5 protein-coding genes are annotated in these 14,935 nt (G+C 62.2%); all 5 read right to left on the reverse strand.

Annotation, left to right across the window (positions count from 1 at the left end; translation table 11 throughout):
* Position 1: 1 nt before the first annotated feature.
* The 5 genes from ACQY7R_RS17825 to ACQY7R_RS17845 all read right to left on the reverse strand — a co-directional run bounded on the left by ACQY7R_RS17825 (position 2) and on the right by ACQY7R_RS17845 (position 14,691).
* Complete coding sequence (locus tag ACQY7R_RS17825; RefSeq protein WP_428306921.1) at positions 2–328, reverse strand: helix-turn-helix domain-containing protein; 327 nt, start codon at positions 326–328, stop codon at positions 2–4.
* Between the two features lie 145 nt (positions 329–473).
* Positions 474–12,380 (reverse strand): right-handed parallel beta-helix repeat-containing protein, encoded by an 11,907-nt coding sequence (locus ACQY7R_RS17830; protein WP_428306922.1) that lies wholly within the window; start codon positions 12,378–12,380, stop codon positions 474–476.
* 315 nt (positions 12,381–12,695) lie between these two features.
* Complete coding sequence (locus tag ACQY7R_RS17835) at positions 12,696–13,088, reverse strand: DUF3467 domain-containing protein (protein WP_428306923.1); 393 nt, start codon at positions 13,086–13,088, stop codon at positions 12,696–12,698.
* A 324-nt stretch (positions 13,089–13,412) separates the two neighbouring features.
* Positions 13,413–14,225, reverse strand: coding sequence for a helix-turn-helix transcriptional regulator (locus ACQY7R_RS17840; RefSeq protein WP_428306924.1), 813 nt, complete (start codon positions 14,223–14,225; stop codon positions 13,413–13,415).
* A 49-nt stretch (positions 14,226–14,274) separates the two neighbouring features.
* Positions 14,275–14,691 (reverse strand): hypothetical protein, encoded by a 417-nt coding sequence (locus ACQY7R_RS17845; RefSeq protein ID WP_428306925.1) that lies wholly within the window; start codon positions 14,689–14,691, stop codon positions 14,275–14,277.
* Positions 14,692–14,935 lie beyond the last annotated feature (244 nt).

Consider the following 14,935-nt stretch of genomic DNA (forward strand, 5'->3'; position numbering starts at 1 on the left):
CTCAATCGGACTGCTGAGTGCAAGGAGCATTCGCATGGCAAGCGGAACCCCGCGGCGAGCGAAGTTTAGGCGAACGTTCTGGCGTCAATCGCTTCGCGCCATCGGCAAGATCGTCCAACTCAATGCTCAGCACTCGACAGATCTGCTGCAATTGAAGCAGGCTCACCGGCCGCTCGCCTTGCTCGATGCGACGATAAGTTGCCGGCGTCACGCCGATCGATTCGGCAAGCACAGCCGCCGTCAGCCCCTGGTGCTCGCGATACGCCCGCAACAAACGGCTGATCGCCGTTTCTTCGGGCGTCGGCGAATAGTGAGATGCCGAACTCATGTGCACCGAACTCAATACGTGCGTTCGATCCGTAGCGAATCATCGAGAAGATGACGCCGCCTCAACTCGCAGGAGGGAGGACAGCCCAATCGCCGGCCTTCTCCTGCGTTGCATTCTTACGGCGTCGACGCGACTACCAGAAGCACTAGCCTTCAAGCCAAGAGAGAATCGCTTCGTCGATCTCCTGCCCGAACAAATCGGCGTCTTCCGCATCCTCGACTTCGACTTCGTCGACGTCGCTCGACTTGCGCTTGAGCGAAGCGACGGCCGTCGATCCCGCGGCATTCGAGTCGGCGTCGCTCGACCATTCGTCGAACGCAACGTCCCAATCGAATTCTTCCGCGGAGTCGGCGAGTTCGCTCGCCTCCTCAGCGGTCGACGAAGCGAGCCACCAAGCGGCCGACGGCAACGGCGAAGCAAAACGCTTGAGCGTCTCGATCGTCGGCGCCGGCGATTCGTCGATCGCGGCAAGCGCCGAGACGCTGACGATTGGCTGAATCGTCTGAGCCACTTGAGTTGCCGACGCCGCCGCAGGTGCGAGTTGCGTGCTCAACGCAGGCAGTTCAGTCGTCGTCGCCACAGCCGAAGCAGGAGCATAGTGCACCGTCGCCGGTGGAATCACAACAACGCTGCCGAACTGCCGTTGCCAAATCAAGAAGTCGGCGTCATTGACCGCGCCATCGCGGTTCGCGTCGCCTTGGGCGACCGTAGCGCCGCTCAGTGTGCCGAAGCCAGCGTTCCAATTGCTCAGATCATTCCCGTCGACGTCCCCGTCGCGATCGAAATCGGCCTCGAACGTCGAGATCGCCGAACCGTTGTCCTTAGTCCACACCAAGCCCGACTCGTTCGGATCGACCGGATCGATCTGCAGCAAGCTCACCAGCCCCGTGTTGGCAGCGACGACTTGGAAGTTGAGCTTGCCGAGCTCCACCACGGCTCCGCCGAAGTTGCTGCTCGGGTTCGTGGCGAACATCGCCACCTGAATCACGCCCGGCGAGGTTTCCGTCGCGGCCAGGCTCCACCCCGGCGCGGGGAACTGGTCGCCCAGCTGCACGTCGACGAAGTCGAGCACCGACGTGTCGTACTTCACGATGTAGGTGCTGGAAATGATGCCGACGACCGTCGTTTCAATCTTGATGTTGACCGGAATCGTGACCGGCCCGTTCAGATTGACGTAGTAATCGCCAATGCTCAGTAGCGGATCGAACGGATCAAAGCCACCCGTGCCCGGGCCGACTTCATCCGGAACCTCTGGGGTGTTGGCGCCAGAGGCTTCTTGCAAGACCAGTGAAGCGTCAAAGGCGTTCAAGCTACCGTTGCCGCTTGCATCGCCGACGATCGCCGGATCGATCAGCGGGTAAGCATCAAAGCCGGTATCCTGCCCGACGACAACGCGGGCGATCAGCGTCGAGTCGAACGCGGTGTACGCGCTCGGCGGAATTGAACCGGGCAGAATTCCCGAACCATTCGCGTCGCCCGCGAACGCCACCTTCTGAATCGCGGCGTCGTTCTGGGCGTCGTCGTCGTTAACCTCGGCGTTTTGCAGGCGTAGCACCTGCACGGCGCCAAACGGCGCCGTCGTCGGCACGGCAGCCGCGATGCTGACGACCGATTGCGTGCCGCTAAACGCGAAGCCCGGAGCACTTGCGAACGCGGCGACCGTCAATGTCACGAGCCCGTTGACGTCGGGAGCACTGAGGTTGGCCAACACGTTCCAACCAGCCAACGCCGGCGTGACCAGCAACGGGTTGATCGTCAGCAGCGCGGGGTTGTACTTCAGCTCGAAGTTAACCCCCTGCACGTTCACGCCAGTCGCCCGTACCGGCAGCATCGTGTCGAGCGTATTGTTCGCCGTCAGGTCGACTGCTTGGCCTGGCGCCCGAGCAAAGTCAGGCAGACTCACAATCGGCGTGCCGCCCACGACGACCTTGTTAAACGTCTGTTGGTAGTTGTCGCCGGGGACGAAGTTGCCGTTGCCGTCGAGCGTGTTACCGAACGTGTCGACGAACGCATTCGTGCCGCTAACTAGCGTGATCTGATAAGTATCGGCGGTGAGCGGACCGCCGGTCTTCACCCAGCTCAACGTGTTCGTCGCGGCGTTCCAGACGACCGAACCCTTCACATCGACGTTGCCGACGACGGCATGCACCACAATGTCGGAGGCCTTCAGCACGTCGCCAATCACCAGCGGATTGACCCCGTCGTACAAGTTCAGCACGCTCAGATCGAGCGCCCGATTGAACGTCACGTCGAAGCCGCTGTCGGTCGTGACGAAGTTCGTCACTCGCAGCGTGTTGCCGACCGAGACGACGTGCGTATCAACGCCGGCCGCCAAATCGTCGTCGGCAACGCCAACGCTGATCTCCACCGTTCCGCTGCCGGGAGGAGCGCTGAAGATGACGCTGAAGCTACCGGCCCCCGTGGAAGGGTCGAAGGCGACGCTCCCGGGAACCACCATTCCGTTCGCGCCCCCCGACAGCGAAGTGAATGAGATCCCTTGCAGGGAGAACACGTCGTCGGGGCTTTCGCCAGGATCGGTCGTCGTAAACGTGAAGTTGAGCGTCTGGCCATCGCCCGCCAGCGTGCCGCCGAAAATCGTCACCGTCGGCGCCACGTTGTTCACGGTGACGCTGTTCGTGTTGTCGACAATCGAAGCGGTCGAGGCGTCAGTGATCGTCACCGTGACGGGGAAGACCGAAGAAGTCGGCGGGCCGTCGACGTCGTCTTCGTAAGTGTGCGGAGTGCTGCTGAACGTATAGACTCCGGCCGCGAGATTGATAATCGTCGGCGCGCTGCCGTCCCCCCAGTTAATTGTCACCGTATGAGCCTGCGGCACGTTGCTAAACGAACCACTGACTGTTACCGCCCCGCCTTCGTTGATCGTGTTCGATGAAACCGTAACGGCTCCGGTGAACGCGAACGCAGCGAAGTCGACGAATCCGCGGGTGTTGAGATCGCTGTCGTGGTAGACGACGTTCTCGATGCCAACCGGCGTGTTAACCGCCCATGCATTGCCGAAGGCAGTGACGTCCGGCGGAGCCCCTTGCCGGCCAGTCACGGCGTCGACGTTCAAGTTGACGATGGCGCCGGCCGACGTGGTGGCCGCGGCTACGTAGCTGCTGAAGTCGTTGCCGCCGACGCTCACGCCGAGGCCGGTGAAGTTCGTCCCAGGACCGGTTTGGCCCAAGTCAGCGATGCCGCCGTTCTGAATCAACACGCCGATGTCGGCCGTGTTGGCGAACGCCGTGTTCTGCACGAGCGCCCGGCCGCCATTCACTTCAATGCCGACCGTTCCGCCGGAGATCGTCGTGTCGTCGCCGCTATCGTCGGTGACAATCGCCCGGCCACTCCCTTGCACGCGAATGCCGGTCGGATTGTCGGCCAGCGTGGCCCCTTGAATCGTCGCCGAACCGCCCACGATGTGGATGCCTGTCTCGGTGCTGTTCGAAACGCTGACGTCGTCGATGACGACGCCCGTCGGGCTGGTGTTTGACTGCCCCGGTTCGCCGACGCGAATGCCCGTGCGATTGCCGGCGAACGAGCCGCCGTTGATCTGCACATTGGTCAGTGTCGCCGGGTTCGCGGCGTACAATCCGCCGCCGCCCGTGTCGCCGGCGCCGCGAGCCTTGATCTGCAGGCCGGCCCCGGCCGCCGCTCCGGCGCCATTGTTGGACACCGTCAGGTTGTTGAAGACAAGGTTCGTGTAGGTCGGCACGTTCCCCTTGAGATTGATCTCGATGCCAGACCCGGGGACGAAGTACGGCAGATTGCCGTTGCCAGTCGCCCACACGTTTGTAAACGTCGCATTCGACAGCTTCTCCGCGTAGAAGCCCTTCGATTGGTTGTCCTCAAACCCGGTGTTCGTGACGACCAAGTTCGTCACGTTCGAGGAGCCAGTGATGTCGAGGTGCTTCTCGATCAATATGCCGTGATTGAGATTCTCGAACAGCGAGTCGACGATCACAACGTCGTTCGCACTTGCGCTGTCGGTGATTCGCAGGCCGATCTCCGTGATCGCCGGGCCGGTCGGGCTGCCGCCGGTAGCCACGAGATCATCAAGCTTGATGTGCTGAATCGACGCGCCCATCGGCACAATGATGCCGTGCGTGTTGACGCCCGTCGGCTTCAATTGCAAGCCTTCGAGCAGCAACGGATTCGCGTTCGAGGCGCCCGACCCGGTGAGGGTGATGATGTCGTTCGTCACCGGCTGATTGAGCACCGTCGCCCCGCTGCCGGCGCCGATGATGTTGACGTGCCGATTGATCGACACCGCTTCGGTGAACGAACCAGCTTCCACATGCACCGTCCCGCCGGTCGCCACGACGTCGACGGCACGCTGAATCGAACCATCGCCCACGAGCGGGTTCGGGCTCGTCGAATCGTCCGTGACGAAGGCTTGGCCTGCCTGAATGTCAACGAAGCCCTTGTACGTTCCATGAGTCGGGTGAAGCTTGTCGACGTAGTGCAGGATGCGGTCTTCCACCGCAAAGGCCTGTGCCAACGTCAAGCTCGCCGCAGCCACCGGCGAACCGCCAAAGCTCCAACTCGTCCCCGTGCCATCGAGACGAAGGAACGCGAACGCATTGTCCGGTGCAATTTCAATTTCATGCGGCTGAGCGCTCGTCGGCGCCAAACCGCGGAACGTCGTGTTGCCGAGGCTCAGCGTCGCGGGCGAGGCGAGCGTGCCGACGCCGACCGCGTCGAATCGCAAGCTGGCGCCGAATCCGCCCGTGATCGCCGACGTGGTCCCGCCCAGCTTCACGTCGGTGAAGCTGATGCCGGCGGTGGTGTTGTACCGCTGGATGCCGATCATCTGCGTCTGGTACGTTCCGCTGACGTCGACGTCGTTGAGTGCGATCGTACCGGCCGCCAAGTACGGCGCCGATCCGGCTCCGCGGAACTGGATGCCCGAGCGAGCCGTCGTGGCGTTCGTCACGTCGACGTTGGTCAACGTCGCATTCTCGTTGAAGCTGAATAAGCTGATAGCGCCCGATCCGCCGATGCCCGAATCGCCGTTGTCGGTGAAGACGCTGTTGCTGAGCGTCACCGAATCGACCGACTGCCCTGCCCCATCGCCGTCGATCGACAAGCCGATGTTGCGGAATTCCTTCACGCGGAGGTTGTCGAGCGCGAGCGAAGCGAACGTCGTTCCCGAGTTGATGCGGATGCCGTAGTCGGCGCGAACGCCCGCGTTATTGCCGTCGAGTTCAAAGTCTTCGATGGCCACGACGCCGGTCGTGCTGCTGACAATCTCGATGAGATTCCCCACGGTGGCGAGCGGCCGCAAGATCGTCGTCGGGACGCCCCCGCCGTCGACCGAACCGAGAAGCGTAATCGCCTTGCCGATGACCAGTGCCTCGTCGTACGTGCCCGCTTCGACGTTCACCGTGTTGCCGGCCGTAGCCGCATCGATGCCGCGTTGAATGTTCGAATCAGTCGAGCCGCCGCCCGGCGTCGTTACGTAAACGTTGTTCGCCACCCAAGTCACCAAGCCGGTGCCGAGGGCCAGATTCGTGTCGACCCGATGGTGAATCTTGTCTTCGATGCGATAGCTATTCGCTTCGTCGAAGGTCGTCCCATTGGCAGACAGGTCGTAGCTTTGCGTGCTTTGGTTGTCGATGAAGAACGTATCGCCCGCGAAGGCGTTGCCCGCGCCGATCGTCACGGCGCCGGCGCCGGATGCAATCGACAAGTCGGTCGCGTTGTCGACGGCGTCATCGAAATCGTTGCCGGCCACCGAGCCGCCAGCCCCCTCCTGGAAGCGAACGCCGACGCCCAGGCCCTGAATCTGATTATTCGCAACGCTCGCCGAACCGCTGGCAACGTCGATGCCGACGCCCACGCCGGCCATCGCCCCCGAGTTGACGATCGAGTTGCTGCCGCTGATGTTGGCGACGCCGTTCGACTGAATCAGGAAGCCCGTGTTGACGTTCGTGAGCGTGTTGCCCGTGACCTGCACCGCCAGATTGCCGGTGAAGTTCGAACCGGCGATCCATTGGAAGCCGAGGTTGGCCCCGCTGACCGTGTTGCCCGAGTACGTCACCGTCGACGAGCCGCTCGAATGCGACGTCACGCGGAACGCCCGCTGCAAGTTCGCGGCGGGGTTATTACCCACCGCGGCGTTCGTGAACGTGTTGTTGCTCACCGTGATGTCGCTGGAATGAGCGTGGCCGTTCTCCCAGATGCCGAGAATAGTCTCTGGATCGGCGCTCTGAGCATTAAGCACCGTGATGACGTTACCGTCGATTAACAAGCCTTCGTAAACGGCGCCGCCGCTGGTGTTCGACTGCATCGCCACCGAGGTCGCGAACCGCCCATTGGCCGAGTCGCTGACGCCGTTGCCGGGGATGTTGATGAAGTTCCCCTGAATCGTTTGATTGACGCCGAACGAGTAATGAATGCCGATGTTCTGGTTAACGTCCGCCGGGGCGACAGTCGCATTCAGGTCGGTGGCGATACGAATGCGATTGTTGACGATCGTCGTCCCATCGAATGCGTCAACGCCCGCACTCGAGTTGAACATGCCAATGCTCAAGTCGAAGTCGCGAATGTCGAGGTTCGAAATCGTCCAATTCTTGTTGTCATCCGCGGAGTTGGCGCCGCCGGGGAAGTAGAGAAAGCCTTCCAAGTTAACCGTCGCGAGGTCGCCGGGGCCTTGGATAATCGCCGAGCCGAGACCGGTCGACGCCGTCAGCGTCACGCCTTCCAAACCGCCGGCCACGGTGATCGAATAGTCGTCATCCGTGCCGCTGAGGCCGTCGTTGCCAAGCGCCCACGACGCGGCGGCGTTCGTTTCGGTCCAATTGAACGTGCCGAGCAGATCGATCGTCCAGTTGTCGCCGGCCGCTTCGATCGCGTTCTTGATGCGGGTGTAGTCGTTGTCGATGGCAGTCGGACTCGTAGCCGGCGTCACGTAGATCGTGTTTGTCGCCAGCAACACCAAACCGAGCGTGTTGTCATCGAGTTCGTCGGTGATCTTGTTGGTCGCCGCAAACTTCTGCGCGGCCGTCATGGCCGCAACGGCAATGCCGCCGAGCGTGGTTCCGGTCGCGTCGAGATCGAGATTGTCAAACGCCGAGTTGGCGAGTGTGATGTAATCGCTGCTCGCTGAAATCGAAACGTCGCCCAGCGAAAGCCCCGTCAGTCCGACGCCAGCGCCGTCGAACCGAATGCCAGTCGTCCCGCCGGAAATTGCATTCCCGGCGCCAAGCGTCAACCCTGCTCCGCTCGTGATGCTCACGCCGGTCGTATTGCCCGTCAGCGAGCTGCTAGTCAGCGTCACGGTCGCGTCGTCGCCTTCGGCCAGCACGCCAATGCCGCTGCTAGTGATCGTCGATCCAACGACATTGACGTTCACAGTCGCTGAATTCGTGTTGCTGGCGTTGTCCTTCGCATAGACGCCCGCGATCGACGCATTGCTAATGGCGACGCCGGAGATGGTCGCCGAGGTCGAATCGCCATTGCTGCCCGTGGCCGTCGGATAGCTATCAAAATTGTTGACCCACACGCCGTAGCCGGCGCCCGTCACCGATCCGCCGCTGATCGTCACGCCGCCGCCGACCGAGTTGTTCCACAGGTCGTAACCGACGGTCTGTCCCTGCGCCACGGCGCCAACGGTGATCGTATTGCTAGTGATCACAGGACTCGCCGCGGCGCCGATCGACGTCACCCAAATGCCGCTGAAGCGCAAGATGCCAGCGTCGGAATCCGCCGAAATCGTGTTGCCGTTGATGGTGAGCGAAGAGGCTGCGCTATAAGCCAGATTGTGCCAGATGCCGGCGCGGCTGGCCGAAATCGTATTCCCGGAGATGCTGCCGGTGGCGCCGGGATTCGCCAAGTGGAAGTTGCCGGTCTGCACGCCGACGCGAACATCGTTGATGACATTGTTCGTGACGTCGGCGTAGAAATTGTTGTAAACCAGAATGCCGATGCCCCAGCCGAAGGCGCCGAGGTTCACGATCAGGTTCTGCCGAATGGCGTTGCCTGAGGTCGCGGCGCCGCCGTTGTTGAAGTTGTAGAAATCAACGCCCGCGTAGCTAAAGTTGCGGATGATGTTGTTCTCGACGGTGATTCCGCCGACGCCCTCGTACGAGGCAATCGCTTCTTCCGCATCGAGATCGGCGCCATTCAGCGTCGTGCCGCTTGTCAGCCCAGGATTGTCGCCGTCGAACGAAAGTCCGGCGATCCGCACGTTGTCCGCCGCGACGTAGACGAGCACCGGATTCGGCGCGTTGTCGGGATCAGGATCGCTCTGCGTCGGCAAGATGATCGCTTCCGCAGCGCGACCGCCGGCGTTGCCCGCCAGGCCCGCGTTCGGGCCGAGCAAATCGAGCGACTTGTCGACGATGACTTGCTCAGTGTACGTGCCCGCCAAGACGTTCACGATGCCGCTCACGGCGACCGCGTCGATTGCATCTTGAATGCTGGCGAAAGCGTTGTATCCGAAAATGAGTCCGCTCACTGCCGCATCGCCGGGACCGGCTGCCGCGACTTCGTCGCCTGGCTCCACCGTTCCGAGCGTTCCGCCGGAGCTGTTGACCGACTCGCCCCAAGTGTCGTTCACGTACACGACGTTCGGCTGGGCGATGGTCAGCGTCACGTCGTTGCCGTCGCCGCCCACATAGCTGAGCGTGAACGGAATCCCGCTCACATAGATGACGGAACCTTCGACCAGCCCGGCAAACGTCCCGTTGACCGGATCAAGGCCGTCGTTGCCGACGATCACGAAGCTATCGCCGGGAGCCGGCGCGAAGCCCCGCGACAGATCGAGCGTCGCGCCATTGAGCGCCACGCTGCCGTTGACGACGAGATTGTCGTAGTTGGTTGTGGCGCTCGTGCCGTTCAGCTCAATCACCAGCGTATCGTCGGCGCTCAGCGCGAGGTTACCGTTGAGAATCACCTGCGCCGTCGCCGTGCCGAGCTCGAACTTGACAGCCTTCGCCGAGGAATCGACATTCTCGCCGTACGTGCCGGCGTGGACGATCAGCGTCCCCGGCGCCGGCGAATCGTCGAGGCGGCTGAGCCCTTCGGTGATCCGGCCCGCGACGCCCGCCTGCGGGCTGGCGTCATCGACGTGCAGCGTCGAGAAGTCGCCGTCGAAGCCGAGCTGGCCCGGGGCCTTCAGGTTCGTGCCGACGTCGAGCCATGGCGAGTAATCGACGTTGTTCGCCCCGTCGCCGCTAATGATCTTCGCCCCGCCCGGCGCCGTTGCTGAGCCGCCTGGGTAGATCGCCGGAATCAGCGCGTTGTAGCCAGGCTCGCCCGCGCCGAGAGTCGTCGTGACGATCGCGTTCGTGCCAAACCAGTTGCCCGAGAAATCGCGCACAGCGCTCGACGACGGCCGGCGATCCTCGACCTGCGAATACCAGTTGCCGGCGATCGCGTTGTTCGTGATGACGTTGCCGGTCGCTTCGTTCGAGGTATCGAACATCAGCACGCCGACGGTGAAGTTGCCGGTGATCGAGTTGCGTTGAATCGTGTTGTCGTTCGACAAGTCCCAGATGATGACGCCGGTGCGATTCTGCACGATGTCGTTGTCTTGGATAACGTTGTTACCCGACCCGATGTGTCGAAGGTCGAGAGCGGTGCGATTGCCCGTAAGAATGTTGTTCTCGATCGTCGTGCTCGTGGCGCCGCTCGCCAGCAACACGCCAAAGGTCATCCCGTTGCTGGCCCACGTCGCTGCCGTATTGCCGGTGCGAGTGATCGTGAAGCCGTCGATCTCGGTGCCGGCCGAGTTTTCAACCTTGATCGTCGCGGAATTAGCGGGCGACGCCGCGGGACCGGCAATGGTCGTCGAGGCCGCCCCGGCGCCGAGCAACTTGACTCCGGTGCGACCGACGACGCCGACGGTTTCGATGTAGCTCCCAGCATTCACTTGAACCGTACCGTTGTCCAAAACGCGATTGACGCCGTCCTGAATCCTGCCGACCGCTTCCGCCTGCGCGCCAAGCGGCGTCACATACACCAACGAGAAGTCGCCGGCAAAGCCAACGCCCGCTGCACTTCCTCCTGCGAGATACGGCGAGAAGTCGACGGTTCCCAACACCTTCGCGGCGATGGCGCCCTCGCTCGTCGTCCCCCAGTAGTTGCCGGAGGCGTTGATCACGCCCGCCAGCGGATCGGCTTGAATCACCTTGCCGCTGAAGGCTGCTGAGAGATCGTTGTTCGAGAGCGTCGCGGATCCATCGGCGCCGACAATGACGCCATCGACGCGACCGCTCAGCTTGCTGCCGGTGATTGTCGCGACGCCGTCGACGACGACCACGCCCGTGCCCGCTCCCGCCCCCGTGAGCGTGCTGTCGATAACCGCCAGTTCGCCGCTGCTGTCGACCAAAATGCCGATCGCGCTGCCGCCGCTGACGATCGACTCGCGGATCGTCACGTCGGAGCCATCGACGTTGACGCCGAAGATGCCGCCCGCCACCGTGAGGCCGCGCACCAACACTTCGGAGTTGTTCGTCGCCGTGATGGGCGTCGACAGCGGTCCGCTGTTGAGGATCGACTGCGCAGCGCCTTGCCCGACGACGTCGACGTCTTTGTTGATGTTGAGCGCGCCAGAGAACGTGCCGGCGAGAATATTGATCTTGCCGCCGCTCGAAACGCCCGCCAGAGCCGCGGTCACCGAATCATAGGCGTCGTAGGCGAAATACTTTCCAGTGACGAAGTTGTCGCCGTCATCGCCATCGGACTCCACCAAGTCGCCCGGCGACAACCCAACCGGACCGACGTCGACGAGGATCACCCAATCGTTGTCGACCCAAACTTCCGCCTGCGTCGTGAACCCTTGGAAGCCAAAGATGCCGCGACCGGGCGTCGTCTCAACATTGGTATCGAGCCCGGTCTGTAACGCTGGCGCGGAATCAATGTTCGCCGACGCCGCGCCGAGGATTTCCGGATACGTCCCCGGAACCGGAGCGGTGGCGCTGCCGCCGAAGGCGACGGGGATTTGACCCGCGTAGCCAGGCTCCGAACTGTTGGCGGTCGTGTAGGTCGGCGTCGCCGTACCGAACCAGTTCCCCTCGAAGTCCTTGCTGCTGCCGCCCGGCGCCGGCAGCAGACCACCCGTCTGACGGTCAACGACTTGGCCGTACCAGTTGCCGCTGATGTTGTTGTTATTGAAGTCGCTGCCGGCCGCCGTTTGCACCGGCGAGTTCGTTCCGCCGCTGGCGTCGAGGAACACGACGCCAACGGTCCAGTTGCCCGTGATGTTGTTCTCTTCGACCGTCAGATTGTCAGTCTGATTGCGGAAAATCAGACCGGTCCGATTATTGACGATATCATTGTTGCGAATCGTATGGCCGTTCGAGTTATTGACGTCGACGCCAGTACGATTGCCCGTGATCACCGAGTCGTGGATTTCCGTGCCGCTAAGCGTCAGCCCCTGAATCGCGATGCCGGCTGAGTTCAGATTGGGATCGTTCCAATCGGTGGTGTTGTTGCCGGCGCGCGTGATCGTGAAGCCGGCAATCTCAATGTTGCTTTCCTGCACCGTGAACGTCGCGCCCGACACGCCGCCGATCGGCCCAATCACCGTCGTCGTGCCCGAACCAGCGCCCAGCACGCCGATCCCCGCCTTGTTCAACAGAACGTCTTCGTTGTACGTACCGGAGTTCACGTGAACCGTGCCGTTCGCGTCGACCGCGTTGACGCCGCCTTGAATCGTGGCAAACGCATCGGTCCCGAAAACCGCCGCCTGCGAACCGTTCAAGGGATTGTTGTCGGCGTCGGGGATCGACGTGCCGATCGAGTAAGCCGACCAGCTATCGTCGACGAACACATCCGCCGCAAGCAACGAGCGCTCCTCCAGCCCTTCCATCCGCAGCGAACGGCCGCCGCCGGCCATCACGATTTGGGAAGTCATGCTGCCGCGCACCAGCCGCGTCGCCTCGGAACCCGCGCGAAACACATTGCACACCGCCTCCACGACGCGGCTCGATTGCCACGAACTCAGCGACAGCTTCTGGAACCGCTTCCGCCAACGATTGGTGCGGGCGCTGCGCCGTTCGGGGCTGAACAAGTTCATGAAACGCGGGGTGCGGTTGCGTGCCATCGTCGATAACTCCGAGGTTCGGCCAAGCTCGCAGAACGTCGCGAAAATCGTGAGATTCATGCCGGAGGCGGGCCCAACTAAATGCGGGCCAAGCCTGCGCGAATCGCGAGCGGCTTCACGTTGCGGTGGAAAGAAGGTGTCCTAATTGATTCGCAAGAAGCATTCGAAAACTGCGGCGTCGGCCGTTGCCAACGCTCCGGCTGCGGTGGAACGGAGCCTGCATTGCGTTGCATCGCCTGCCCAGACGACGCACCGCGACTCCGCCAACGACGCTTCCCGGTTGCGAGCCGGCGCCGTTGACCGCCGCCCTGGAAATCACGAAGCGGGACGGCTCACGACGCGTTTGTTCACGTCGGTCTCCAACACCCCGAACGCCTGCTCGTGGCGCTGCACCGAGAGGTGCAGGGCGTGCAGCAATCGCTTCGCTGTGAAATAGTTCGTGACGATCCGCTGCGAAACATGCACCGGATCGCTCGGCACGCCGAATGGCTGAGCATTGAGCCCAAAATCGATGATCAACTCCTCCGGAGTTCCCGTCACACGACAGAAATTGGCATAGCTGGCGGCGGCGATCGACTTATCGTCGACTTCCACGCCGCGCTGCGGCTCGGCCGCGCTCCCCTGCCCCGTCGCCGGCGCATTCCCCGCCACGGCATGCTCGTCCGTGGACGAGGAACGAGGCGGCCTCGTCTTCGTTGCTTCGCTCATAAGATGTGACTATTTCTTGAGTTGCGACAAGATTCGCAGCCAGCAGCCTGATGGGCTGGCTCGATGGAAAAGGAGCGGAACGGCCTCGGCCTGCAGCATTCCACACCCGCCTTGCGGCATTGCGCAGCAATGCCGTGTGCTGGAGTCTTGTTAAGGAGCGGCCTCTACACAATCCCCTCAGATGAGGGGAGAGCCCAATTTTGCAGTGAGAAGTCTCAATCGAGGCAATGCGTGCAAAATTCGACGCGATTGGCCCGCTAGCTCTGCTTGCACTTCACGTTTAGGGAGAACACCCCCACATACGGGGCGCGCGACCAATCGCGCTTAGTTCTCTGCAGCGCGCGAGAGAGTCGCTTCTGTAGCGCACGCCGGTTGATCTGCTTGCCCGCCGAAAAAGAAATGAGCCTGCAACTCCGCGCGGCTCGTTACGCCGAAGCTCCGGTGCAACTTCTTCTGGTAACCCGCCACCGTATACTCGCGGATCCCCAGTTTCGCGGCGATTTTCTTACGCGTGTCGCCATTCAGCATCAGCGTCAGCACCTGCTGCTCGCGGGGCGAAAGCTTGATCGCCTGCTGCTGCGCTCGCGGGTGTACTCCGTGGCGATGCAGCCACTCGACCTGCCCAAACAACAGCGCCACGATCTGCTTCTCACGCAGCGCGAAATCGGCGCGCTGCGGCCGTCGATAAAACGCCACCCGCGTGGCGGCGTCTTCGTCGATCGGAAAGAACGACAGCAGCAGCTGCAACTCCTCTCCGGTTTGCGATGCGGCCCCCGCCTTGCCCCGCCTTAATTCATGCATCAGAAACGTCGTCGGCGTTCCCGCTTGCAACGCCGAGTAAACCGCCGCCTGCGAAATGCCACGCCCCCCTTCTGGTGCGAACAACGCTTGCACTTGCGACTGCTCTGCCTCCGACTGCCAACCGTCGCTAATCTGACACGAAGCGGCCAAAACGCCGGGGTTCTCATGATCGACGGCGACCGACGCCCACGCCCATGCATCCGCGTCAATAATCTCGGCCACGCCGCCGGCAAACTGCCGTTTCCGCTCGGGAACGGCGAGGCCAACGGTCGGCTCTGCCAAGCGAGCCAGCAGCGCAATCGCTGCTTCGTAATCGTGAGAACTGATGTCGGTCATAGCTGGCGTGGCAAAAACATTGCGAAGCGACCCGTCGGCCGTTCTAAACTCAAGGAGCGTCGGGAAGCTGCGGCGACGCGGCGGAATTCCACTGCCGGCGAATCTTCACCGCGACGCCCCCTGCCTGGCGATCAACCTGGTACGCAACCAGCCGATCGGTCACGCCCTCGTACTTCGCCCGAATTTCACACAGCACCGGCGCCAGTCCGCTGCCGGCAGGAACCTCGTACCGCCGAGCCGCGACGACACGGTAGGAGTACAGCCGCTGCGTTGCCTCGATCTTTTCCGCCAGGGCGAGAAGTTCCGGCGGCCAAAAGGCGTCAAACGTCGCTCCCGGAAAACCATTCAGCGATTCCCGGTACGCATGAGCCGCGAGATTTAACGGGCAATCGGAGACTTCCTCCGAGTCACACTCGATACTCAATCCGTCGAGCGGACCATGCAGAAAGTACCACCGAATCATCATACAAGCAGCTTTACGGCAACGTGGCGTCGCGCTCATTCACTTAGCGCGCATGGAGCGGCAAACGCCCCCTAATCTTGTATTCGCGGTTTCTGCCGCGAACCCGACGCGCCAACTCCCCAGAATCTCCAGAAAAGCGACATACCTCTGAAGAGGTAATTGATTGACTCCCCTGACGCTGCGGGTCATAACTCCAATGGCCGCGGGACTGAATTCTCCCCAAATTATCTTTGCTATTCTGTTTCAC

The organism is Lacipirellula sp. (genome assembly GCF_965279485.1).
Classification (GTDB): domain Bacteria; phylum Planctomycetota; class Planctomycetia; order Pirellulales; family Lacipirellulaceae; genus Lacipirellula.